Below are 22,367 nucleotides of genomic sequence, written 5' to 3'. Positions count from 1 at the left end.
GTGCCCATGACCTCCACCCTGCCCCCGCAAAGCGCCCTGCCCATCGACAAGGAGCTGGTGCTGAAAGTGATCCCTATGCCCGCGGATTGCAATGCCAACGGGGATATCTTCGGCGGCTGGGTGATGGCCCAGGTGGACCTGGCAGGCTCCGTGCTGCCTGCGCGCCACGTGCAGGGTCGCATGGCGACCGTGGCAGTCAACGAATTCGTCTTCAAGCAGCCCGTGCGGGTGGGAGACATACTATCGTTCTTTTCCACCATCACGCGGATCGGCCGCACGTCGGTGACCGTGGAGGTGGAGGTGTACGCGGAGCGCTTCGCGGCGCAGGGGCGCTACGTGAAAGTGACGGAAGCGCGGCTCACCTACGTCGCCATCGATGCGTCGGGCAGGCCGCGGCCCGTGCCGCGGCCTGCCGGGGAGGAGGCAGGACATGCCGGCCCCGCGGCACATGCAGGGACCGGAGCCCGCTGACCCGGGAGGGCAGGCAGTCCCGCGGGCCGTGCCCCGCAGCGGCGCCCCTGGCGGGCGGTGGCGTCCTTCCCCCCCCGCCAGGGACTGCCGCGAGAAGGATCAGGCGGCGAGCGGCTGGGATTCGCTGCGAGAGACGTTCGCAGCAGCGTGGTTCTGGGGCCGCACCGAGGTCACGGTGCCGGCCTCGATCTCGCCGGCCAGCTGGCCGCCTTCCTCGATCACCACCTTGCCGTAGCGGATCTTGCCGTTGACTTTGCCGGTGCTGTAGATGACGAGCTTCTGCCGGACGGTGAGCGTGCCGTCGAACTCCCCATGGATTTCGGCGATGTCGATTTCGGCCGAACCCCGGAAGGCCCCCTGCTCCGCGATCTGGATCACCCGGGAGTCCATGGTGGCCTCCACCGTTCCCTCCACGACGAGCGTGTCGCAATCGGTGATCTCCACGCCCTTGAGCTTGATGTTCGGGCCGACGGTGAGCTTGCTGCCCGCGCCTTCGGACGGCGCAACGGCTGCGGACTTGTGGACCCCAGGCTGGGTGGTGGTGGTGGTAGTTGCTGCAGCGGACGCGGCGCCGTTCACCGCGCTGCCGGAACCGCCGAGCACCGAACTGGGCGGGCGGGGCTGGAAGGACTCGGGTTCACGCTTGCCGAAGAAGGGGTTTTGCACAGCCATCAGATCTCCTTGGAAAAAGTCCGTCCGATGCTAGGAGGCCTCCTCCGGCAAAAATCCATGCGTTACGCAAGAACGGTAACCAAACCCTTCGTTCGTTGCATGCACTTGCAGGGCTTGCAGGGTCATACAGCACCGCGACCGTGCGTAGGCGGGCGACGAACCCGCGTGTCGGCCCGCGGCGCCATGTCTTTCAGGGCTGGAAGCCCGAACGGCGCACCACCGGCACCCACTGCGCCCGGTAGGCTGCCAGCATCTGCGCCGTCTGCTCCCGGGACAGGGCCACGGGTACCATGTCCGCACTGGTGAAACGCGCCTGCACGGCCTTGTCTCCCATGGCCTGGAAAACGGCCTCGGCGATGCGCCGCGCGCGGGGCCCGGGCAGCCAGGCAGGCGCGTAGAGCGCGTTCCAGCCCTGCGCGGACAGCGCCAGCCCGGCCTCCTTGAAGGTCGGCACCGTGGGCAGCGCCGGCGCACGCTGGTCGTCGGACATCGCCAGGATGCGCAGCCTGCCCGCCTTGTGCAGCGGCTCCAGCGCGTCCAGCGCATCGATGGCCATCGGAACATGGCCGCCCATGAGATCGTCCAGCAGCGGACCGGAGCCCCCGTAGCCCACCACCGGCAATGTCAGGCCGAGTTGCTCTGCCAGCATGAGCGCGAAGAAATGGGGCAGGCTACCGGTGGCCGGGATGCCGGTGGACAGCTTGTCCTTGTGGGCCAGCATCCAGGCATGCAGGTGGGAGAAGTCGCGCACCGTAACGCCCGTGCCCACGGCCACGCCGAACGCATAGCGGGTGACCTGCGCAAGCACCGCATAGTCCTTGTCGGGATCGTAGCCGTTGTCCTTGAAGACCAGCGGAGCGACCAGCATGGTGGCCGGGTTGGCCAGCACCACCACGTTCTGCCCGGTAGGGTCGCGGTGCAGTTGTTGCAACGCGAGCCGCCCCCCCGCGCCCGCGCGGTTGTCCACGACCACCGGCACGCCCAGGCGGGGCCCCAGGGCTTCGGCCAGCAGCCGGGCCGCTCGGTCGGAAGAGCCCCCCGGCGGGTAGGGCACGACCAGCCGCAGCGCCCCGCCGTCCAGCGGCCCCGCCGCAGCCTGGGACCACGCCGGCGCCCAAGGCGAAGCAGCGGCCCCGGCCAGGACTCCCCAGCGGAGCAGCGCCCTGCGAGGAACGGCCGGAGCATCAGCGGAAGAGGTACGGTGCGTACGAATCATGCCGGCAGCATCCGTCGGTGGAGATGTTGCCGAATGTAGCGCCGACCGGCCACCTGCGGCAGCTATCGTTACCCCGGGGATGCGCCGGCGCGACAGACCGGGCAGCCTGCGGTCAGCTGGCGTTGAAGTCGGGCCTGCGCTTCTGCATGAACGCCGTGAAGGCTTCGCGGGCGGCCGGCTCCTGGAGCATGCGGCCGAAGACGACGCCTTCCTCGGCGATGCGCTCGAGCAGGGGCGCCGTCTGGTCCTTCTTCATGAGGCGCTTGGTCTCGACCAGGGACGACAGCGGCTTGGACGCGAGCTTGCGCGCCTGCGTCTGGGCGACCATATTGCATTCCGTCGGGGGCACCACGCGGTTCACGAGGCCCACCTCGAGCGCGGCCTCGGCCATGAACGGCTCGCCCAGCAGCAGGGCCTCGGCGGCGCGGTGGTACCCCATCATGCGTGGCACGAGCAGGCTGGAGCCGGCCTCCGGGCACAGCCCCAGGTTCACGAACGGCATGGAAAACGCCGCGTTGTCTCCCGCATAGACGAGGTCGCAGTGCAGGAGCATGGTGGTGCCGATGCCCACCGCAGGGCCGCACACGGCCGCCACCACCGGCTTCGGGAACGTGGCGATCGCCTGCAGGAACCGGAACACAGGCGACTCCTGCGTGGAAGGCGGGCTGTTGAGGAAGTCGCCAATGTCGTTGCCGGCACTGAAGATGGCCACGTCGCCCTGCAGCACCACCACGCGCACGGCGGCATCCTGCGCCGCGGCATCGAAGGCGTCCGCCAGCGCTGCGTACATGACCCGCGTGATGGAGTTCTTCTTCTCCACACGGTTGAAGGTGATGGTCATCACACCGGCTTCGGTATGCGTGAGGATGTCCTGGGGTTCGGTCATCGAAGGCTCCTGCGCTTCATTCTTTGTAATAGACGATCTGGTGGCTGCTCGCGAGCATGGTGCCGCCCTGGTTCCAGAGCTGCACCGTCTGGTCGAAAAAGCCGTTGCGGAACTCCTGGGCGCGCGCCTGCCCGAGCAGGTAGCCGCATCCCGAATCCGCCAGTTGCTCGCGGCCCGCGTGGAAGTACACGGTGAGCGACACCGTCCCGGCCGGTACCTGGCGCGCACGGCGCAGCCAGACGCGGGGAAAGAATACATCGGAGAGGGCCGCGAGCGCACAGAAATCTAGCGGCCGGGGAGGCTCGTCGCGCATCCACAGCTGGCTCAGGCTGCTGTCGCCGCCGCCGTCCCAGCGCGATGGCAGCGCGCCGGTCATGGGCCGCAGGTCGTAACGGTCGAGCCATTTCACGGGCATGCCGCGCAAAATGCGCTCCAGACCCTCCGGGCCCGTCACCTCGGGCATCGGTGTGTCCGGCAGGCTCCAGGTCTCGCGCCGCACCGCCGTGACGGCCGTGGCGGTAGTGGTCACCACCGGCTCGCCGGCGGCACCGGGCTGCAGCACCGACAGCGTCCAGTGCTGCGTGGAGCGGTTGGTGCGCACGGGCTCGGCCTGCACCGTGAATTCACCCTCGGCGATGGCGCCCGCGTAGTTCACGGTGAGCGACAGCGGATCGCCCAGGCGCTGCGGATGCTGCATCACGGCCTGCAGCAACGCAGCGGCCGTGATGCCGCCGAACGGCCCGACCATGTTCCAGTAGGCGGGCGACGTCCGCGCCCTGTAGCGGCCGGGCCCGGCCTCCGTGAGCGCCAGCGCGTCGTCCAGGGGATGGAGTGCAGGGTTCATGGGAAGCGAGTGTGCCGTGGTTGCAAGCGTATGGCCGTCGTACCGGTGACTGGACAAGGCAGAGCGCCAACGGCTCCTGCCAGCAGACGCCGTGGAACGGGCTTCGCCCGGCCACCGGCGTCGTCCCCCTTCCCGCGCGCCAGCGCGAGAGAAGAGGGAAGCGGCGAAGCCGCTCAGGGGGATGTACTCACACTTTTTCGAAGATGCCTGCCGCGCCCTGCCCCATGCCCACGCACATCGTGACCATGCCGTACTTCAGGTTCTTGCGGCGCAGCGCGTGCACGACCGTGGCCGAGCGGATGGCGCCCGTGGCGCCCAGCGGGTGGCCCAGCGCGATCGCGCCGCCCATGGGGTTCACCTTGGCCGGGTCCAGGCCCAGCTGGCGCAGCACGGCCAGCGATTGCGCAGCGAAGGCCTCGTTCAGCTCGAACCAGTCGATGTCCTGGTGCTTCAGGCCGGCGTAGCGCAGCGCGGCCGGAATGGCCTCGATCGGGCCGATGCCCATGATGCTCGGCGGCACGCCCTTGCTGGCGAAGCTGACGAAGCGCGCCAGGGGCGTCAGGCCGAAGCGTTTCACGGCCGATTCGCTGGCGAGGATCAGTGCACCGGCACCGTCGCTGGTCTGCGAACTGTTGCCGGCCGTGACCGAGCCGCGCGCGGCGAACACCGTCTTGAGCTTCGCGAGCCCCTCCAGGCTGGTGTCGGGCCGCGCGCCCTCGTCCAGGGTCACCGTGCGGGTCTTGGCGATGCTTTCGCCCGACTCCAGGTCCGCGGTGCGGTCCGTCACTTCGATCGGCGTGATCTCGTCGGTGAACTCGCCCGCCTGCTGCGCGGCCAGCGCGCGCTGGTGCGACTGCAGCGCGAAGGCGTCCTGGTCTTCGCGAGACACCTTCCATTGCTGGGCGACCTTCTCGGCCGTGAGGCCCATGCCGTAGGCGATGCCCACGTCGCCATCCTTCGCGAAGATGCTGGGCGACAGCGAGGGCGTATTGCCCATCATCGGCACCATGCTCATGCTCTCGACACCCGCGGCGATCATCACCTCGGCCTCGCCCACGCGGATGCGGTCGGCCGCCATCTGCACGGCCGAGAGGCCCGAGGCGCAGAAACGGTTGACGGTGATGCCGCCCACGCTGGTGGGCAGTCCCGCCAGCACGGCACCGATGCGCGCCACGTTCAGGCCCTGCGCGCCTTCGGGAATCGCGCAGCCGCAGATGATGTCCTCGATGGCGGACGGGTCCAGCCCCGGCACCTGGGCCAGCGCGGCCTTGAGGGTCGTGGCCAGCAGTTCGTCGGGCCGGGTGTTGCGGAAGTAGCCGCGGTGCGACTTGCCGATGGGCGTGCGCGTGGCGGCGACGATGTAGGCGTCCTGCATTTGTTTTGCCATGGAGAAGGCTCCTTCAGTCGATCCGTCGATCGGTCTAGTCAATCGTTTACCTGGCGGGGCGGCTGGACGGAATCCAGACCCACGTGAATTCGCATTGCACCGGCTCGGCACCGGACTCGTCCGTCACCGTGACGGGCACCTGCAGCTCGCCTTTGTCGCCGTCACGCATCGCCTGGCGCTGCGCGTCGGTGAGCACCGCCACCGCGCGCAGCGCACCCGTGGCGCGCTGGCGGAAAGCCATCTTCATGTCCTTGGCGAGCGGCACGCAGTCGTCGCGCACGTTCAGCCCGACGGCCATGCCGGTGGCCGTCTCGGCAAGCAGGTTCATCGCCGAGGCATGGATGCCGCCAATGTGGTTGCGCACGCGCGGCACGTTGGGCAGGCGCACCTCCACGCGGTGCGGCGACATCTCGATGAACTCCACGCGTGCCGTCTTCGTGAAAGGCACTGCGCGGCGCAGCACCAGGTTGCGCACCCAGGGGCGCAGGAACGCCGGGAACTCGTCCACCTGTTCCAGTTGCAATTGCAGGCGGTTCGGCGCGAAAGGGGTGGCGGGAGTGGCGGTCATGCGGGCGGTCAATTGCGCAGCGGCTTGCCGGTGTTCAGCATGCCCAGGATGCGCTCCTGCGTTTTGGGATGCTGGATCAGGCTGCAGAACGCCTTGCGCTCCAGCGCCATCAGGTATTCCTCGCTCACCAGCGTGCCGGCATCGACGTCGCCGCCGCACACGATCTCGGCGATCAGCGTGGCGATGTGCTGGTCGTGGTCGCTGATGAAGCCGCCATCGCGCATATTGACCAGCGAGCCGCGGATCGTGGCGATGCCGCTGCGACCGGCGACCGGGAACAGCCGCTTGTTGGGCGCGCGCCAGCCGCTGGCGGCCATGGCCTTCGCCTCGTTCAGCGCGACGAACAGCACCTCGTCCTTGTGCGGCACGACGATGTCGCTCTCCAGCAGGTAGCCGAGCTTGCGCGATTCGAGCGCGCTCGTGCCCACCTTGGCCATGGCGGCGGCGGTGAAGCCTTCCGTGAGGAAGGGCAGCAGGTCCTTGCCGGTGGACGCGGCAGCGTTCTCGGCCGCGCGGCGCGCGATGTAGGTCAGGCCGCCCGCACCGGGCACCAGGCCCACGCCCACTTCGACGAGGCCGATGTAGCTCTCCATGTGGGCGACGCGGCGCGACGAATAGACGGCCAGCTCGCAGCCGCCGCCCAGCGCCATGCCGTGGATGGCGGACACCACCGGCACCTGGGCGTAGCGCAGCCGCAGCATCAGATTCTGCAGCTCCTGCTCCACGCCTTCGATCGCCGAGATGCCGGCCACGACGAAGGCCGGCATGGTGGCCTGCAGGTCGGCACCGACGCTGAAGGGCGCGTCGCCGGACCAGATCACCAGGCCGTCGTAGTCGCGCTCGGCGGTGTCGATGGCCTCCATCAGCCCTTCCATCACGTCGGGGCTGATCGCATGCATCTTGCTTTGGATGCTGGCGATGAGCACCTTGCCATCCAGCGTCCAGGTGCGCAGCGCATCGGATTCGGACACCGTGGTGCCGGCCGTGCGCCAGTCCGGCAGATGGGTTTCGCCCAGCAGTTTTTCGGGGAAGTGCTGGCGCTCGTAGACCGGCAGCTGGCGGCGCGGCACGAACTTCTGCTTCGACGCGCTCCACGAGCCCTCGGCCGTGTGCACGCCGCCGGCCTCGGCCACCGGGCCCTTGAAGACCCACTCGGGCAGCGGCGCTTTGGACAGCGCCTTGCCCGCGTCGATGTCCTCCTGGATCATCTTCGCCACTTCGAGCCAGCCGGCCTCCTGCCACAGCTCGAACGGGCCCTGCTTCATGCCGAAGCCCCAGCGCATGGCCTGGTCCACGTCACGGGCGTTGTCCGCGATGGTGGCCAGATGCACGGCGGCATAGTGGAAGCTGTTGCGCAGGATGGCCCAGAGGAAGCGGCCCTGCGCGCCCTCGGCGTTGCGCAGCAGCTTCAGGCGCTCGGCGGCCGGCTTCTTGAGCATGCGGCCGTACACCTCGTCGGCCTTCTGGCCGCCGGGCACGTACTCGCCTTCGGCCAGGTCGAAGCGCAGGATGTCGCGCCCCACCTTCTTGTAGAAGCCGGCCTTGGACTTCTGGCCCAGGTGCTTCATCTCGATGAGTTTGTTCAGCACCTCGGGCGTGCCGAAGCTGCCGTAGAACGGATCGGTCTCTTCCGTCAGGTTGTCCTGCAGCGTATTGATGACGTGCGCCATCGTGTCCAGGCCCACCACGTCGGCGGTGCGGAAGGTACCGCTGGAGGCGCGCCCCAGCTTCTTGCCCGTGAGGTCGTCCACCACGTCGTAGGTGAGGCCGAAGTTCTCCACCTCCTTCATCGTCGCCAGCATGCCGGCGATGCCGACGCGGTTGGCGATGAAGTTGGGCGTGTCGTGCGCGCGCACCACGCCCTTGCCCAGCCCGCTCGTGACGAAGGCTTCGAGCTGGTCCAGGACTTCAGGCCGGGTGGTGGGCGTGTCGATCAGCTCCACCAGCGTCATGTAGCGCGGCGGGTTGAAGAAGTGAATGCCGCAGAAGCGCGGCTTGATCGCATCGGGCAGCGCCTCGGAGAGCCTGGTGATCGACAGCCCCGAAGTGTTCGATGCCACGATGGCCTGCGGCGCGACGAAGGGCGCGATCTTCCTGTAGAGGTCGAGCTTCCAGTCCATGCGCTCGGCGATCGCCTCGATGATGAGGTCGCAGCCGCGCAGCTGCTCGAGATGCTCTTCATAGTTGGCCTGGCCGATCAGCGCGGCATCGTCCGCCACGCCCAGCGGCGAGGGCTTGAGCTTCTTCAGGCCCTCGATGGCCTTGGTGACGATGCCGTTCTTCGGGCCTTCCTTGGCAGGCAGGTCGAACAGCACCACGGGCACCTTCACGTTGGCGAGGTGGGCGGCGATCTGCGCGCCCATCACGCCCGCGCCGAGCACGGCGACTTTCTTCACTTGGAATCGGGACATGGTGGTTTCTTGTCGAATGGGTTACTGCACGCGCTGCCAGACTTGGGTGCGCCAGAACGGACCCAGGTAGCCGCGCACCTCCAGCTTCGCGCCGCCGTCGATGGGCGTGAAGCTGGCGCGGTATTCCTTGCCGTTCTCGGGGTCGAGGATCCTGCCGCCTTCCCACACATCTTTGCCTTCGGCCTTCTTGCCGCCGCGGATGATCTCCAGGCCGGCAATGGGCTGACCCTTGCGGTCGTCGGTGCACTCGAGGCAGGTGGCGTCGGGCCTGGTGTCCTTCTTCAGCGACTTCTCGATGCGGCCCGACAGCGCGCCATCCGCCTCGGTAATGCGGATCTCGGCCTTCGCCTCGCCAGTCTTGTCATCGATGCTGCGCCATGTCCCCACCGGAGACATCTGGGCCCAGGACGGCAGCGCGGCGGCGGCCAAGGCAATAGCCAACAAAGCGGTTCTCATAGCGGCATCCCTGTGGTCTGGTTGAAATGAAGGCCGGGTCGACAGGAGGTCAGGCCAGGGCGGCATCCGTGTCCATCAGCGGCTTGGCACCGGTGCGCGCGGTGCGCATCAGGGTCGCCGTCTCGGGGAACAGCTTGGCGAAGTAGAAACGTGCCGTCTGCAGCTTGGCCTGGTAGAACGGGTCGGTATTGCCGGCGGCGATCTCGCGCAGGGCCACCTGGGCCATCCGGGCGAACATGTAGCCGAACACCAGGTGCCCCGCCACACGCAGGTAGTCCACCGCGGCGGCGCCCACCTCGTCGGGGTTCTGGAAGCCCTTGAAGCCGATCTCGGTGGTGAACTTGGTCATCTGGTCGCCGAGATAGGCAATGGGGTTGATGAACTCGGCCATCTTCTCGTTCACGCCCTCTTCCTCGACCAGCTTGCCCACGAGCTTGCCGAACTTCTTCAGCGTGGCGCCGTTGTTGCCCAGGATCTTGCGGCCCAGCAGGTCCAGCGACTGCACGGTGTTCGTGCCTTCGTAGATCATGTTGATGCGGTTGTCCCGCACGAACTGCTCCATGCCCCATTCCTTGATGAAGCCATGGCCGCCGAAGACCTGCATGCAGGCGTTGGTGGAGATATGTCCGTTGTCGGTGATGAAGGCCTTGACGATGGGCGTGAGCAGCGCGACGAGCTCGTCGCTGTCCTTGCGCACCTTCTCGTCGGGATGGCTGTGCGCCTTGTCCAGCAGCAGCGTGCAGTAGATCTGCAGCGCGCGGGCGCCTTCGGCGTAGGCCTTGGCCGTCAGCAGCATCTTGCGCACGTCGGGGTGCACGATGATCGGATCGGCTTCCTTGTCCTTGGCCTTGGTGCCCGACAGGCTGCGCATCTGGATGCGATCCTTGGCATAGGCCAGCGCGTTCTGGAAGGCCACTTCCGTCAGGCCCAGCGACTGGTTGCCCACGCCCAGGCGTGCGGCGTTCATCATCACGAACATGGCCTGCAGGCCCTTGTGCGGCTGCCCCACGAGCGTGCCGATCGCGCCGTCGATGGAGATCTGGGCGGTGGCATTGCCATGGATGCCCATCTTGTGCTCCAGGCCTGTGCAATAGATCGGGTTGCGCTCGCCGATCGAGCCGTCGGCGTTCACGTTGTACTTGGGCACCACGAACAGGCTGATGCCCTTGCTGCCCTTCGGCGCGTCCGGCAGGCGGGCCAGCACCAGGTGCACGATGTTCTCGGTGAAATCATGCTCGCCCGCGCTGATGAAGATCTTGTTGCCGGTGATCTTGTACGTACCCTCGGGCGCGCCGGCCACGGGCTCGGCCTTGGTGCGCAGCAGGCCCAGGTCGGTGCCGCAGTGGGGCTCGGTCAGGCACATCGTGCCGGTCCACTCGCCGCTGGTGAGCTTGGGCAGGTAGAGCTTCTTCTGCTCTTCGGTGCCGTGAGCGTGCAGCGCCTCGTAGGCACCGTGCGACAGTCCGGGGTACATGGTCCAGGCCTGGTTGGCGCTGTTGAGCATTTCGTAGAGGCACTGGTTCAGCACGAAGGGCAGGCCCTGTCCACCGTACTCGGGCTCGCACGACAGTGCCGCCCAGCCGCCCTCCACGTACTGCGCGTAGGCCTCCTTGAAGCCCTTGGGCGTGGTGACCTCGTGCGTCGCCTTGTCCAGCGTGCAACCCTCCTCGTCACCGCTCATGTTGAGCGGGAACGCCACGCCTGCGGCGAACTTGCCGGCCTCTTCCAGCACGGCGTTCACGGTGTCGGCATCCACTTCCGCATGGCGCGGAATCGCCTTGAACTCCTCCGTGACCCGGAAAACCTCGTGGAGGACGAACTGCATGTCGCGCAGGGGGGGCGTATAGGTCGGCATGGATGGACTCCTTGTTCGGTGCGTTGAATGGGTGGAATGCGCAGGCGGAAAAAGACGGGAAACGTTCAACCCGCCGGCCTGGCGGCATAGCGGGCGAGGATGTTGTCGAAGCCGGCCGTGGCCCGGCCCAGGGAGCCGGGCGTCTGCAGGAAGCGCGCCTCGTAGTGCAGCGCGAGGATCAGGCCGTGGATCTCGAACAGCATCTGCTCGGACTCCACGTCGGCGCCCACCTCGCCCAGTTCCTTGCACTGGTCGATCGCCCGCTTCATGGCGGCGTGCCAGGTGAGGACCGAATTCGCGAGCGCGTCGCGCACAGGCCCGGTCCGGTCGTCGAACTCGACGGCCCCGCTGATATAGATGCAGCCGGAGTCGATCTCGATGGAGGTGCGCTTCATCCAGTTGTCGAACAGCGCTCGCAGGCGGGGCAGTCCGCGGGGCGCCGACATGGCGGGATAGAACACCTCATGCTCGAATCGCACGTGGTACTCGCGGACGACGGATATCTGCAGTTCCTCGCGCGAGCCGAAGTGCGCGAAGACGCCCGATTTGCTCATGCCCGTCACGTCGGCCAGGGCCCCGATGGACAGCCCCTCCAGCCCGATGTGCGTGGCCAGCCCCAGCGCCGCATCGACAATGGCCGCCTTGGTCTGCTGGCCTTTCTGCAGTGCGCGGCCCTCCCGCGTGGCGACAGGACGCTGGTTTTTGGGGGAGACATTGGATGGCACGGTAGCGCGAAATAAAACGAACGATCGTGCTATTTTGCAGCAAAAGGATGGCGGCAGCCAGCCCCGGCCCGGCGGCCGCCAGTAATTAAGGGTAAACACCGAGGATTGCGCGCCGCGCACTTTGGCGCGTTTTGACGCTTGCTTTGGCGCTTCGTAACGGTGCCTTTGGCACTGTGGTTAAAAAAACTCAGGGGCAGCACTCTGATCGTGGACGAGCTTGCCGAAGTTGGATGCCTCGCCTGGGCAACGAAATTGCAAAATGTGCACCCAAACGGGAGAACACATGTCCACTGCAATCTCAACGCTCATCGCTGCCGCCTCCGATGACTCGGTCAATCTCGAGAGACTTCTGAGGGCGACAACTTTGGCGGCTAGATCGATTCAGGACCAGCCGATGGCTGACTGGTGCATGCTCGAACTCGCTGGCTATGCAGGGGCGGGAGATGAGTTGCCAAACTATCGGCGGCTGCCTGCTCAACTCATAGCGTACGACGGATTTCATGAGGTGCCGGTTGTTTCCGAGAGCAGCGACGTCATGGCAATGATTTCCTTTCACCCTACTCTGGCACCAATAGCTCTCATCCAAACCTACGCTGATGCCAAGGAAGGGGCGCACATCAAAGCTGATCTTCCTCCTGAGAATGCAGCACTGATTCGGGCATGGGCCGGGAAGAACGACGTGCAAGTTTTCCACAAGCTTTCCGCACAGACCTTCAGACTGGTGTTGACCTCAGTTCGGCAGAAAATTTTTGGCTGGACTGTGGATAACGGAAGTGCAGATGTACATCTGCCGCCTGGCTTGACCGTTGGCAAGATCCTTGGACTTGCAGAGGTTGCCCTCAGCGCTGACCAGCCCCGCGCGCCAGAGGTCCCTAATCGTGCTTCTGTGCTGCCTTCACCAATCAATATTTCCATGGGCGATGGAAGTCAGCTGAGCTTTGTACAAAGCTCTCCGGGGTCTACCGTGACTCAAGAGCAACGGCCCAATGTAACTGAAGCTCTGACGCAGCTACTTAGCGCGCTTGAGACGGCGATAAGCGCTGCCGCCGCGGAAGGGGTCACGCCGAAGGACCTTGAAGCAGTGCAAGTATTGGTTGAAGAGATTCAGCATCTCTCGACAATTAAAAGCCCCCGCCCTGCACTCGTAAAAGCCACGCTAGATGGCGTGCGCGAACTTGCGCTGGCGACCGGTTCAGCGATCGCTGCAGAAATCGCCAAGCCCTACGTGATGAACGCGCTCACGCTAACAGCGGCGGCGTTTGGTCTGAGCTAGAAACAGCGCTGCCTACCCGCCCAGTTTGACCAGCCTACTGCACGATGCCGTCGTGAAGGAGTAGGCCAGTAGGCTCCTGCCCTCCGGTAGTTGGGCCAGAACTGCCAGCCCTAGGCCTCTCCCTCCACGTACGTTAGCGACGGGGCGGGGCCTTGGACGGCGCCGCTCTGGACGAAAACCCGCTGACCCACAGCCGCCTCGCCCCGGGCCTGCAACTGCGCACCACCAGGTAGCTGCACGGTAGCGACGCCACCCGTGACGGCCACCACGTCGCCGACGAGCAGTGGATCGGCCGGGATCAGGGCGAGAAAGGCCCGATAGGGGTTATGCAGCATGGGTCTCGACCTCCAGCGTCTGGCGCAGCGTAGGCAGGCTCCAGTCGATCGCTGTGCGCCTCACGATGCCCACCACCGTCCGGTCGCCCACGTACCGGACGAACCGCCCGGGCACGATCACCCCGGTGTCAGGCAGCACCTGCATCCGGAGGGAGATGTGCTCCTGGCGGCCAGTGTCCGACAGCTCGGCGATGCCGCGAGCGCGGTGCACGTCGGCGTGCGTGATCAGCGCGTGATTGACCGGCGGCGCCAGGGTCGTGCCGGCGGAACCTGCGCGCGTGAAGGGGCCGAACACGCCGGCACCCACACCACCCAAGAACACCCGATCGTAGGCCGGCTTGTCCAAGTGCTCGATGCCCACCACCTCGGCGGCCGAACCCGGGATTTCGTAGTCCGGCACCACGCCGCCCCAAGTCCAGGACGCGGCGGGGTAGCGGGGCAGCACGCGCAGCACCGGGTCGGTGGCATGCGGCTGCACGTAGCCGCCCGCTGCCGCGACGATGTCGTTGATCGCGTCGATCGGTGTGCCCTGCATCGACCAGGCGCCGGCAGGCACTAGCCAGTCGACGATCTGCCAGTCCAGCGCCCAGCCGTTGCTCACGCCGTTGACTGTGAGTGCGTCGGCGGCGAGTTGCTGCGCCGTGCTGGCCGCCGTGCTCGCGAACGTCCGCGTGGGCGCATAGAACGCGCCGAGGAGCATCGCCTTGCCCTTGCCCGAAACCGACCACCGCAGTTGGGGCAGGAATCGCCGATCCTCAACCAGGCGCTCCAGTCTCAGGCGGAAGGGCACGCCGTTGACGACGGCCTCCAGCTCGGCCGGGTCGCCCGCGCTATCGCGGCCCAAGTGCGCCGCAGCATCGTAGTGGAGCGATGCAGACCAAGTCCAGGTCCACGACTGGTAGTCGAGCGACATGCTCATGCTGTGAGCATGCAGCTCGGCGCCGGTTTCGACCCGGCGAAGGGTGATGGCGTTGTTCACGATGTAGACCCTCCGGACGGGAACGACGATGGTGCTACCTGGCTCCGGCTCGGAGTGGCGATCACAAACGAAAACAAGATGCGCGGGCAGGCTGCTACTGGCCGCCACGTCGAAAACGAGGTGCGAGGGCAGCACCGGCACGTAGCAGGGATCTGGCTTCGGCGGCTGGGGCGGCGGCGTGATGCCTGGTGCTGGTTTGCGTGCCTCCTCGTAGAGCGAGGCCCAAGGCTGCGAGAGCGGCCAGCCATGCCGGAAGCCCGATCGCACCGCTGCGCTGACGTGATCGGCATCCTGCAGTTGCTGCACCAAGGCCAGACGCAGCCGCACCGCTTCCTGGAAGCTCTGGAGCGTGCCTGCGCTACGCGGCAGGGCTTCCTGGAAGCCTTGGCACATGCCGGCGCGCAGCCGGGCTGCATCCTCCATGCGCTGGAGCATTGGTTCGGTCGCGAGGCGATCGGCATCCTGCCATGCCACGCGAGCCATGTGGGCCAGGCGTGCCGCTTGCTCCCAGCGCACCTGCAGGGCCGCCGCAATGCCGCGGGCGTCCTGCCATGCCTGCACCGCGCCCACGCGCAACTGCTGCCCCTGCTCGATGCGCAGGACGGTGGCCACGTGCAGGCGGGTGCCCTGCTGCCACCCGCCACGAAGAGTGCCAACCACCGGGCGCTCGACGTTGATGTCGTACCGCACGGGCGCATGGCCCCGCATGCCCGTGATCCTGCCCACCGCCACTGCCCGAGCGACCGTTCGGATCGCGACGTGGCCACGCATACTGGTGATCCGCCCAACCGCCCGCAGTTCGACGGATGAGGGCGTCTCGGAATCGTCATCACCGAAACGAATGCGGACGGGGCTGCTGGCCGGGCTGGCGGCTTGGCTGAAACGCAGATTGACGGGCGCCACACGTCAGGCCCTCAAGACAACGCGGTGGCGCCGAGCTGCACGAGGCCACCCGCGCGCAGCAGCGGGGACGTCTCGCCGGCCGGAGTCTCACCGGCCACCAGGCGCCACCCGCCGTCGTGCTCCGTGTCCGTGACGTCGGCCCGGGCAAGGATGGCGCCGCTCGCCGCGACCAGGTCGCCCCATCGTGGGATGCCCGTCTGCATCACCATGCTGGCGTCTTCTGCGGGATGCATCACCAGCACGCCGCCGACAACGGACGCGCAGGGCTTCGCGAGCACGATCTCGACCTGCGGGATCTCAGAGTGCGCGCTGATCGATGCGGGTCGATCGGACGTATAGACCCGCACCCGCGCGAAGCCCGAGCCTTGGTCGGCGCGTGCGATCGTGGCGAGCAGTTGGGCAAGGGACAGCTCGGGGCCGACCTCCCAGCTCATGCGGCCTCCGGCACCAAGCGGCTGGCGGCGACCGGGCGGTAGTTGCCGGCCGCATCCTCGACGAGCACGAGGAATTGCTGCCGCACATCGATACCTGCGAACTCGAAATGCCCGGTCTGCGGATCACTCCACGTCTCCCGCGCCAGCAGCTTGTCGCGCTGGCGCAGCAGCACGACACGCGCCCGCGCAGGCACCTCCGGCGTGCCCTTGATGGCGGTGTCGCCCCATATGCGGCCCCGCCCCCCGAACTCGGTATCCAGCGCCGGCGCCGAGCCAGGGCCGCGGACGACATCAACGTCGCCCAGGGCCTCGGCACCGAGCACCAGCTGCCGCGGGGCACGTGTGCGCAGCGGCAAAGGAAGGAAGCTGGAGCCCCCGCCTTGAAGCGGCCAGGGCGCATTGGGCGGCGTGAACGTGTCGGTGTACAGCCCGACGCCCTTTTTTATCCGAAGCGCGCCGAGATATCCGTTGAACGCCGGGTGCGCCGCATCGTAGACGCGGCCTATGTAGCAGTGGTTTGCGATCTTCGTGTCGCCCTCGGAGAACACGGCACCCACCTGCCCGTCGATGAAGAGCCGGCTCGTGCCCGCCGCGCGTGCCACGGCGACGTGGGACCACTGCTGCAGGGGCACCGTGATGGAGGTGTTGACCTCCCCCGAGTAGTACAGACCGAGTTGACGGCCCGAGTTGAGCTTGAAGAGCGTCGCGCCGTTGCCGCCCGGCGAACTGCGAATGTCGGTGATCGCCGCATAGCCGCCCGAGGGAGCGGACGGAAGCCAGATCCACGCCTCAATCGTGTAGTCGCCCGCTCCAAAAGCGAAGTCAGCTGAGGAAGGCACAACCGCATAGTCCGTCCCACTGCCCGGGAACAGCATGGAGCTGCCGCCGAACGGCGCCCGCTCGCTTGAGAGCTGCACCGCGCCCTGGACGTTGACGGGGTGCGCGCTGGCACTGCGATCTGAGAATGCCTGCCCGTCGAGCAACAGCACATTGCTGCTCAATGTGGGGTCTCCGGCGACTGGCGCTGCGGTGAGCGCATTGGCGCCAGGCCATGCATAGCGGCCCTGCATGCCGCCCATGACCCAACGCGCCCCGTCGAAGTACTCCAGAGCGTGCTGAACCAGGAATAGGTCCGGATCTGCGGCCGAGCCGATACGGACGCCGATGACCGACACGGCGCGGCCGAAGTCCCACACCAACCTGAAGCCTGACGACCGGACTGCTTGGCCACCCCAGCGACACACGGTCGTCAAGTCCCCATCCTGCAGGGCCGCGATCGAGCCCGAAATCGGTGCGTGGCTGCATGTGGGCAGCACGCTGGCATCGAGCGGACCGCCCTGGCCGTGCAGCCGCAGCTCGCTCAGGGCCAGGTCACCGCCCGCCACCGTCTCAACAGCGGAGACGCGCCAGAATCGCGCGGAGGACATGCTCAAATCCTCCAGGGGCCAGTGGCATCCACGAACACCGTGCCGGCACTGGATAGCTGCGCCCCAGGCGGGCCAGCACGCAGTGCCACGAACGTCCTGCCGGCGAACTCACCCTGGCCGTCCACGCGGTCACCGCTGCCGAACGCATCTCCCATCACCTGAGCGCTGTGGTAGAGGCCCGCAATGCGCCCGCGCAGGCCGCCCATGCCCTGCGCCACCTCCACGACCGATAAGCGCAGGCTGTTGTCCGCCCCATTGGGGTACGGCCAGCCGTTGCCGCTGTACCCCGAGGTCGCCGAGTAGCCGCCCCCAAGGTTGTAGGGCGCTACCTTTCGCGCCAGCTGGGCGCCGCCGAGGCCCGTATCAGAGCGCGCCAGGAAAGCGTTGGCGCCAGGGTTTGCCGCGGACCCGTAACCCAGGCATCCAGGCTGTTCCGAGCCCGACGCATGCACATTGCCGTCACCGCCCACGAGCAGGCTGCACCATGCGTCTCCGCTGCGGTAGCTTTGCAGATCGCCATAGGACGCCAGGAACCCGTGCGTGCCATATCGCGGCGCCACCCACAGGTGGAATGCGCGTGCATCGGCGATCACACGCCATGCGCGCGCGCTGCTGTCTCCGGCATCGCTCTTGGGCCAGTACATGCCGCCGCCGATCTGCGCGGGAGTCGGAAACGGCCCCACTCCCGTATTGATGTCGCTCATCGACTCATAGCCAACCACGCGAGCCGAAACCGTCCCTGTATCGTCCACGCGCAGCACGCATCCAGTGGCCTCGGCCACGCTGGGCGTGAGAGCAATCACGTTGGACAACTGGCCGGCGAACAGCTCCAGCCAGCCCGCGGCTGCCACCTTGTGCGTGATCGTCCCTGACGCGGCTCCGTCCGCGACACCGGCCGCGGCGAACGTGATCGACCCCGATGCCACAGACAAAACGCGCTGTTGCCCGTTGAGGCCGGACGGTGTCGCACCGGCGATCTGCACCACAGTACCGATCTTGTAGGGATGAGCCGCGCCAAACGTGGCCGTGGCCACGCCGCCGCTCACGGCCAGGGACGACACGGCGCCTGCGCCGAAACCATCGACCAAGCACGCTTTGATGACCGAGCGGAGCGTCCCAGCTGTACCGGAGAGGACCGGCGCGCCGGCCATCGAGGAGTCGTAGTTGTAGATCATGGGCGGTTTTAGATGACAGGGTTGGTGGGAGCGCGATCGACGTCGCCGCGTGCGGTGACCTCGAAGGCATAGTCGGTGCCCACAGCCTCGCTCGGTTGCACCGTGCGAATCGCGGCGAAGGGGAAGTACACACCGACGGTGGGCAAGAAGAGCGTGTTGCCCGCGGCCCAGCCGCTGCCCCAGCCCGCGGCGCGGAGGAGGAAGAAGGGTGCGCCCGACACCGGGTTGATCGGTGCGATATCGGTGTTGCGGCTGTACGTGCCCACGTTGCCGACGTGCTCGCCGATCACCTCGACGTCGGTGCCGTTGGAAAGCACGCGCAGCGCGAAGCGCTCGGTGAGCGCTCCGGCGTTGGTGACCACCGGAGGAAATGCCCCGTCGTTGTAGGTGGCTGGAGCCGGGTTGCCGATCGTCGAATCGGCCCAGGTGAAGCCGTCCCACGACCCCTGGTCGAACACCGGCAATGCCCGCGCGCGCAGCGTGCCGGCCATGATGGCCGAGGACACCACGGCGCCGGCCGGGTAGGCGTGGCTCAGCTGCTTGGAGAGGTGCAGCGTGCCGTCGATCTGCACGTCGGTGCAGCGCGCCATTTCCTCGATCCGGTGCTTGACCACTACCGGCTGCACCCAACCCGTGACGTCCGTCACCGCGATCGTGCCGGCGTCCAGGTTGAGCGTGTAGCCGCTGCGGACCAGCTTGCCATCCGCGCCGACCAGGTAGACGCGCGAGAGCCTGGCGCGGCCGCAGTTGATCGTCATGCCGGCGCTGTACGTCGCTGCCGGCACCCGACCCGTGTGCCCGACGACCACATAGGTGCCCTTTCGATAGATCGGCACGCGGCCGTCGGGCGGAAGGCGCACCGGGTCGAGGCCCAGGATGTCGGCGTCGATTGGCAGGTACGAGTAGGACACCGAGTTGATGCGCAGCGTGGTCGGGTCCACGGGCCAGGGGCGCCAGATCTTGCCCGCCTCGACCGCGCCGAGGTCGGCCGCGCTGTACCACCACTCTGCCTTCTGCGAGTCGGTCAGGGAGGCTGGGTCCACGAAATCCCCGAACTGCAGCTCTCCCACGCCGCTCTCGAAATCCATCCTGCCGCGCATGTGCGTGCCAGTGAAGGTGCCATCCGTGCCGGCCGTGGCCGTGAGTGCGGTGCCCTGCAGGTCCAGCACCGACAGCACGACGCCGCCGGGTTTAAGGGGGGCGGACTGCGTGCGAAAAAACACGCTGGCCGTGCTCCACGGCACGCGCCGCGTCCACAGGCTTTGCAACGTGACAGTGCTGGGCGACGGACCCACCACGTAGTCGGTCATCCGGGCGAGGCCGTTGGCGTAGTCCAACATGCCGGAGGCGATGCCGGGCGCGGTGCCGGTGCGCCCGCGATAGAGGATGCCCTCGTAGTCCTCGTAGCTCTCTCCCATCCATGGCCCGGTGCCGGACGGCCACATCTGCGTTTTCAAACCCGGCCAGCGCACCACCGTCCTTGAAGAGATCACCGCAGATCGCGTCGAGTGCATCTCGCGGGCAGAGAACGCCCGCCGTAACCACCCGCGCAACAAGTCGCCCGAGCTGGCCAAGCTCGTACAGCTCAAGGGCGCCATCACCCGCCAAGTCAACCGCATCGCCCGCGAGGCGAAGGAAGGAGCATCGACATGAACGCGCCCCAAGCACCCCACATCAGCCAGCTGCGCCAGCACCTGCTCGACACGCTCGCGGATCTGCGCGACCGCGACAAGCCCATGGACCCGGACCGTGCCCGCGCTGTAGCTCAGGTCGCGGGGGTCCTGGTGGACTCGGCGAAGGTCGAGGTGGAGTATCTCAAGGCCACAGGCCAGGACCGTGCCGGGTTCCTCGAGGAGGGGCCCGCAGTGTTACCCGCCCCACAGCGGTCAGGTGTTCCAAGCGCGCACAACCCGTTTCCCGGCAGCACACAGCACCGGATGGGGTGACGCGATGCCGTTCTACCGTCTGAAGACTGGCCTGGTGCATGTGCGGGGCACGAAGCTCCCGCCGCCTTGCAGTGCGCGCGTTCTGGTGGACGGCGAGCAACTGCGGTGCATGGCGCCGAGCGAGCTCCTCTGCGACGGCCCGAGCGCGACCGATCCTCGCAGCACCTGCGACGCGGCCCTGTGCGAGGCCCACGCGCACCGCGTCGGCACCAACCGTCACCACTGTCCGTCCTGCCACCTGGCGCACAACGATGCGTCCGGGCAGCGCAGCCTGTTCACCTCCATCGTTTAAAGCCATGGCACGCACCTTCGCATCCCACACGAACCGGCCCGCCGTGGAGGCCCAGCGCAAGCGCGACCTGGGCCTGATCCACCAGGGCAAGTCGGCACTGCATTGGTCCGACGACGACTACCGCTACCACCTCAAGCAGCTCACCGGCAAGACCAGCTCGAAAGACCTGGACCACGCCGCGCGCCGGAAGGTGCTGGCGCACATGGAGACGCTCGGCTTCAAGCCCAAGAGCACGTTCAGGCCTTTCGACCAGGCCGCGAAGATCCGGTGGCTCTGGCGCAAGCTGTCCGAGGCCGGAGGCGTGCGCGATGCCAGCGATGCGGCGCTGCTGGCGTTCGTCGGGCGCACCGCGGGCATGGGCGTCGCCGATCTCAAGTTCCTCCCGGTCGCTCAGGCCTCCACGGTGATCGAAGCCCTCAAGGCCTGGCTGGACCGCGCCAAGCGCGCACAGGCAGCGACCCATGGCTGAGGCGTTCGACATCTTCTTCCGCTGGACCGGCATCACGTTCTGGTGCCTGGCGGTGGGCCTGCCTTCGTTGGCGTTTCTCCGAGCGTTCGCCGACCTGGTCGATTACCTGCGCTGGCTGCGCCACATCCACGGCCCGGAGCAAGCGAGCTGGCGTGCACTCCCGCGTATCGGGTGGCGTAGTCGCGGCGACTTTCTGCCCTTCGGGCGTTCGTTCACGTCCGTATCCATCGGACGTTTTTCCTGGCACGGCCTGCGCGACTGGCGCGAAGAAAGGACTTTTTAAATGGCCCACACAACGACCACCGCCGCGGCAGCGGCACCCAAACCAGAAGCTCTGCGCTGCGCCGAATGGCTTGAGCACATCGCCCGGGGTGCCGAAGTCGTAACCATCGAAGGACTGGCGGGGGAGGCCGCGGCACAACTGCGCCGCCTGCACGCCCTGACCGCAGCACCGGCCGCCCAGGAGGCCGATCCCGCCCCGCTCCCGATGGAGACTGCGCCAAAGGACGGCACCATGGTGCTGCTGCTGGTGGAGCACGATGGCACGTCCTTCGAGGACAGCGACGAGCCCGGGTGGACGATCGGGTTCAACAACCTCGGGAACACCGGCGAAGACACGTGGCAGTTCGCGGGTTGGGACTGGTGCCAGGACAACTACACGCAGGGCGTCGGCAAGCCCGTTGCCTGGCTCCCGATGCTCGCCGCCGCTGCGCCCCAGGAATCCGACGCGGCCATCATGGATGCCATGGTGGACAAAGCATGGGGCCGCTTTGAGGCAGAGATGCAGCGCCAGACGGCGCGCGCCGCAGTAGCGCCTGCCCTGCTGGAGGGGCGGGCGCACCTCACCTACAAGCTGACCGCGGAAAGTGGATACGAGCAGACGGGTGAGCATCACAACATCACGCCCGAGATATTCGGCGCGATGACGGCTGCACTGCATTCGACTGCAGAGTCGGTTTTGATCGACGGCGTCGCCTATCTCATCCCGGCACCCGTAGCCGCCGAGTTGTTACGGTTGCACCTGGAGGTGCTGCCCAATGCGGCCGAGGTAGCGCCCCGGCCTGCCTCCCTGGAACGGATGAAGAAGTGGGAAAGGAGCGGAGAACTGGCAGAGCGTATGTGGGGTGCGTGCATGGACCTGGAGCGTGAAAACGCAGCACTGAAGAGGGATGCGGCCAACTTACGTGACGCGCTCACCATCGCCGTTGACCACATCGACATGGAGGCCCTTCGCATAAGCCATTGCAAAGATTCGGCCACCATCGACGCGGCACTCTCCAACCCGGACGCCAAGGAGCCCCGCCCATGATCCGCGTCATCGACGTCAAGGGCCGCGCCCACCTCATCAACGAGGCGCAGATCGTCCGCATCACCGAGGCCGACACCTCCAGCCAGTGGCACGGCATCCGCGCCTTCATCAAGATGCAGGACGGCGCCACCATCGAGGTCTGGGACACGGTCTCGGAGATCGCGCACTCCATCAACCAGGCCGAGTACGCCGCGCGCTACGAATGGCTGCGCAGCCGCGATCTGGATGCCATCCACCAGGGCGGCATTTTCGCCGGCAAGACACCCGACAACGTGGTGCTCAACGGCGCCGATCTGGACGCCGCCATCGACGCGGAACGTCGCCGGTACTGATC

Annotated in this window: 25 protein-coding genes; 9 read left to right on the top strand and 16 right to left on the bottom strand. The window is 67.1% G+C overall.

Going from position 1 to position 22,367, the window contains the following annotated elements:
- Positions 1-6 precede the first annotated feature (6 nt).
- The gene (locus BLR05_RS04815; protein WP_092832687.1) at positions 7-471 is read left to right on the top strand and encodes an acyl-CoA thioesterase; all 465 of its coding nucleotides are present in this window, start codon (positions 7-9) and stop codon (positions 469-471) included.
- A 99-nt stretch (positions 472-570) separates the two neighbouring features.
- Here the strand turns inward: BLR05_RS04815 and BLR05_RS04810 are convergent, their stop codons facing one another.
- From BLR05_RS04810 to BLR05_RS04765, 10 genes are all read right to left on the bottom strand, one after another.
- Positions 571-1,143: a bactofilin family protein gene (locus tag BLR05_RS04810; RefSeq protein WP_092832686.1), complete on the bottom strand. Its 573-nt coding sequence runs from the start codon at positions 1,141-1,143 to the stop codon at positions 571-573.
- 190 nt (positions 1,144-1,333) lie between these two features.
- A complete protein-coding gene (locus tag BLR05_RS04805) occupies positions 1,334-2,359 on the bottom strand; it encodes a tripartite tricarboxylate transporter substrate-binding protein (RefSeq protein ID WP_377777849.1) in 1,026 nt (341 codons plus the stop codon).
- Positions 2,360-2,471: 112 nt separating this feature from the next.
- Complete coding sequence (locus BLR05_RS04800; RefSeq protein WP_092832685.1) at positions 2,472-3,245, bottom strand: enoyl-CoA hydratase; 774 nt, start codon at positions 3,243-3,245, stop codon at positions 2,472-2,474.
- 16 nt (positions 3,246-3,261) lie between these two features.
- Entirely contained in the window at positions 3,262-4,089 is an 828-nt protein-coding gene (locus BLR05_RS04795) for an acyl-CoA thioesterase (RefSeq protein WP_092832684.1), read from the bottom strand.
- Positions 4,090-4,276: 187 nt separating this feature from the next.
- The gene (locus tag BLR05_RS04790) at positions 4,277-5,476 is read right to left on the bottom strand and encodes an acetyl-CoA C-acyltransferase (protein ID WP_092832683.1); all 1,200 of its coding nucleotides are present in this window, start codon (positions 5,474-5,476) and stop codon (positions 4,277-4,279) included.
- A gap of 46 nt (positions 5,477-5,522) precedes the next feature.
- Positions 5,523-6,044 (bottom strand): DUF4442 domain-containing protein, encoded by a 522-nt coding sequence (locus tag BLR05_RS04785; RefSeq protein WP_092832682.1) that lies wholly within the window; start codon positions 6,042-6,044, stop codon positions 5,523-5,525.
- A gap of 8 nt (positions 6,045-6,052) precedes the next feature.
- Positions 6,053-8,455, bottom strand: a complete 2,403-nt coding sequence (locus BLR05_RS04780) for a 3-hydroxyacyl-CoA dehydrogenase/enoyl-CoA hydratase family protein (RefSeq protein WP_092832681.1) — start codon at positions 8,453-8,455, stop codon at positions 6,053-6,055.
- A gap of 21 nt (positions 8,456-8,476) precedes the next feature.
- Positions 8,477-8,911: a DUF2147 domain-containing protein gene (locus BLR05_RS04775; protein ID WP_092832680.1), complete on the bottom strand. Its 435-nt coding sequence runs from the start codon at positions 8,909-8,911 to the stop codon at positions 8,477-8,479.
- Positions 8,912-8,960: 49 nt separating this feature from the next.
- Positions 8,961-10,766, bottom strand: a complete 1,806-nt coding sequence (locus BLR05_RS04770; protein WP_092832679.1) for an acyl-CoA dehydrogenase C-terminal domain-containing protein — start codon at positions 10,764-10,766, stop codon at positions 8,961-8,963.
- Positions 10,767-10,831: 65 nt separating this feature from the next.
- Positions 10,832-11,491, bottom strand: coding sequence for a TetR/AcrR family transcriptional regulator (locus tag BLR05_RS04765; RefSeq protein ID WP_092832678.1), 660 nt, complete (start codon positions 11,489-11,491; stop codon positions 10,832-10,834).
- 283 nt (positions 11,492-11,774) lie between these two features.
- Between BLR05_RS04765 and BLR05_RS25700 the strand changes: the two genes are divergently transcribed.
- On the top strand, positions 11,775-12,764 hold the full coding sequence (locus tag BLR05_RS25700) for an AbiTii domain-containing protein (RefSeq protein ID WP_143015858.1): 990 nt from the start codon (positions 11,775-11,777) through the stop codon (positions 12,762-12,764).
- Between the two features lie 110 nt (positions 12,765-12,874).
- Here the strand turns inward: BLR05_RS25700 and BLR05_RS04760 are convergent, their stop codons facing one another.
- From BLR05_RS04760 to BLR05_RS04735, 6 genes are read right to left on the bottom strand one after another with little or no spacing between them, the layout of a single operon-like run.
- Positions 12,875-13,099 carry a hypothetical protein gene (locus BLR05_RS04760; protein WP_092832677.1) on the bottom strand — a complete coding sequence of 75 codons (225 nt, stop codon included), beginning with the start codon at positions 13,097-13,099 and terminating at the stop codon, positions 12,875-12,877.
- Positions 13,089-14,981 carry a hypothetical protein gene (locus tag BLR05_RS04755; protein ID WP_092832676.1) on the bottom strand — a complete coding sequence of 631 codons (1,893 nt, stop codon included), beginning with the start codon at positions 14,979-14,981 and terminating at the stop codon, positions 13,089-13,091. Before BLR05_RS04755 ends, BLR05_RS04760 begins: the two co-directional genes overlap by 11 nt.
- An 11-nt stretch (positions 14,982-14,992) precedes the next feature.
- The gene (locus BLR05_RS04750) at positions 14,993-15,415 is read right to left on the bottom strand and encodes a hypothetical protein (RefSeq protein WP_092832675.1); all 423 of its coding nucleotides are present in this window, start codon (positions 15,413-15,415) and stop codon (positions 14,993-14,995) included.
- A complete protein-coding gene (locus BLR05_RS04745) occupies positions 15,412-16,842 on the bottom strand; it encodes a LamG domain-containing protein (RefSeq protein ID WP_092832674.1) in 1,431 nt (476 codons plus the stop codon). The genes BLR05_RS04750 and BLR05_RS04745 overlap by 4 nt, the downstream gene beginning before the upstream one ends.
- A 2-nt stretch (positions 16,843-16,844) precedes the next feature.
- Positions 16,845-18,017, bottom strand: a complete 1,173-nt coding sequence (locus BLR05_RS04740) for a hypothetical protein (RefSeq protein ID WP_092832673.1) — start codon at positions 18,015-18,017, stop codon at positions 16,845-16,847.
- An 8-nt stretch (positions 18,018-18,025) separates the two neighbouring features.
- Positions 18,026-19,435: a hypothetical protein gene (locus BLR05_RS04735; protein ID WP_208605977.1), complete on the bottom strand. Its 1,410-nt coding sequence runs from the start codon at positions 19,433-19,435 to the stop codon at positions 18,026-18,028.
- Positions 19,436-19,445: 10 nt separating this feature from the next.
- Here BLR05_RS04735 and BLR05_RS04730 point away from each other — a divergent pair, with 10 nt between their 5' ends.
- Genes BLR05_RS04730 through BLR05_RS26745 form a run of 7 tightly spaced genes read left to right on the top strand, consistent with a single transcriptional unit; the run spans position 19,446 to position 22,365 of the window.
- Positions 19,446-19,670, top strand: coding sequence for a hypothetical protein (locus BLR05_RS04730; RefSeq protein WP_225978988.1), 225 nt, complete (start codon positions 19,446-19,448; stop codon positions 19,668-19,670).
- Positions 19,667-19,963 carry a hypothetical protein gene (locus BLR05_RS04725; protein WP_092832672.1) on the top strand — a complete coding sequence of 99 codons (297 nt, stop codon included), beginning with the start codon at positions 19,667-19,669 and terminating at the stop codon, positions 19,961-19,963. Before BLR05_RS04730 ends, BLR05_RS04725 begins: the two co-directional genes overlap by 4 nt.
- Positions 19,964-19,967: 4 nt before the next feature.
- Positions 19,968-20,255, top strand: coding sequence for a hypothetical protein (locus BLR05_RS04720; RefSeq protein WP_092832671.1), 288 nt, complete (start codon positions 19,968-19,970; stop codon positions 20,253-20,255).
- Between the two features lie 4 nt (positions 20,256-20,259).
- A complete protein-coding gene (locus BLR05_RS04715; RefSeq protein ID WP_092832670.1) occupies positions 20,260-20,724 on the top strand; it encodes a regulatory protein GemA in 465 nt (154 codons plus the stop codon).
- Positions 20,717-21,007: a hypothetical protein gene (locus BLR05_RS04710; protein WP_092832669.1), complete on the top strand. Its 291-nt coding sequence runs from the start codon at positions 20,717-20,719 to the stop codon at positions 21,005-21,007. The genes BLR05_RS04715 and BLR05_RS04710 overlap by 8 nt, the downstream gene beginning before the upstream one ends.
- Positions 21,008-22,033, top strand: coding sequence for a hypothetical protein (locus BLR05_RS04705; protein WP_092832668.1), 1,026 nt, complete (start codon positions 21,008-21,010; stop codon positions 22,031-22,033).
- Positions 22,030-22,365 (top strand): hypothetical protein, encoded by a 336-nt coding sequence (locus tag BLR05_RS26745; RefSeq protein ID WP_092832667.1) that lies wholly within the window; start codon positions 22,030-22,032, stop codon positions 22,363-22,365. The genes BLR05_RS04705 and BLR05_RS26745 overlap by 4 nt, the downstream gene beginning before the upstream one ends.
- The last annotated feature ends 2 nt before the right edge of the window (positions 22,366-22,367 follow it).

The sequence above is a fragment of the Paracidovorax cattleyae genome, assembly GCF_900104515.1.
GTDB classification, from domain to species: Bacteria; Pseudomonadota; Gammaproteobacteria; order Burkholderiales; family Burkholderiaceae_C; genus Paracidovorax; species Paracidovorax cattleyae.
This window is presented reverse-complemented; position numbering and strand designations above follow the sequence as displayed.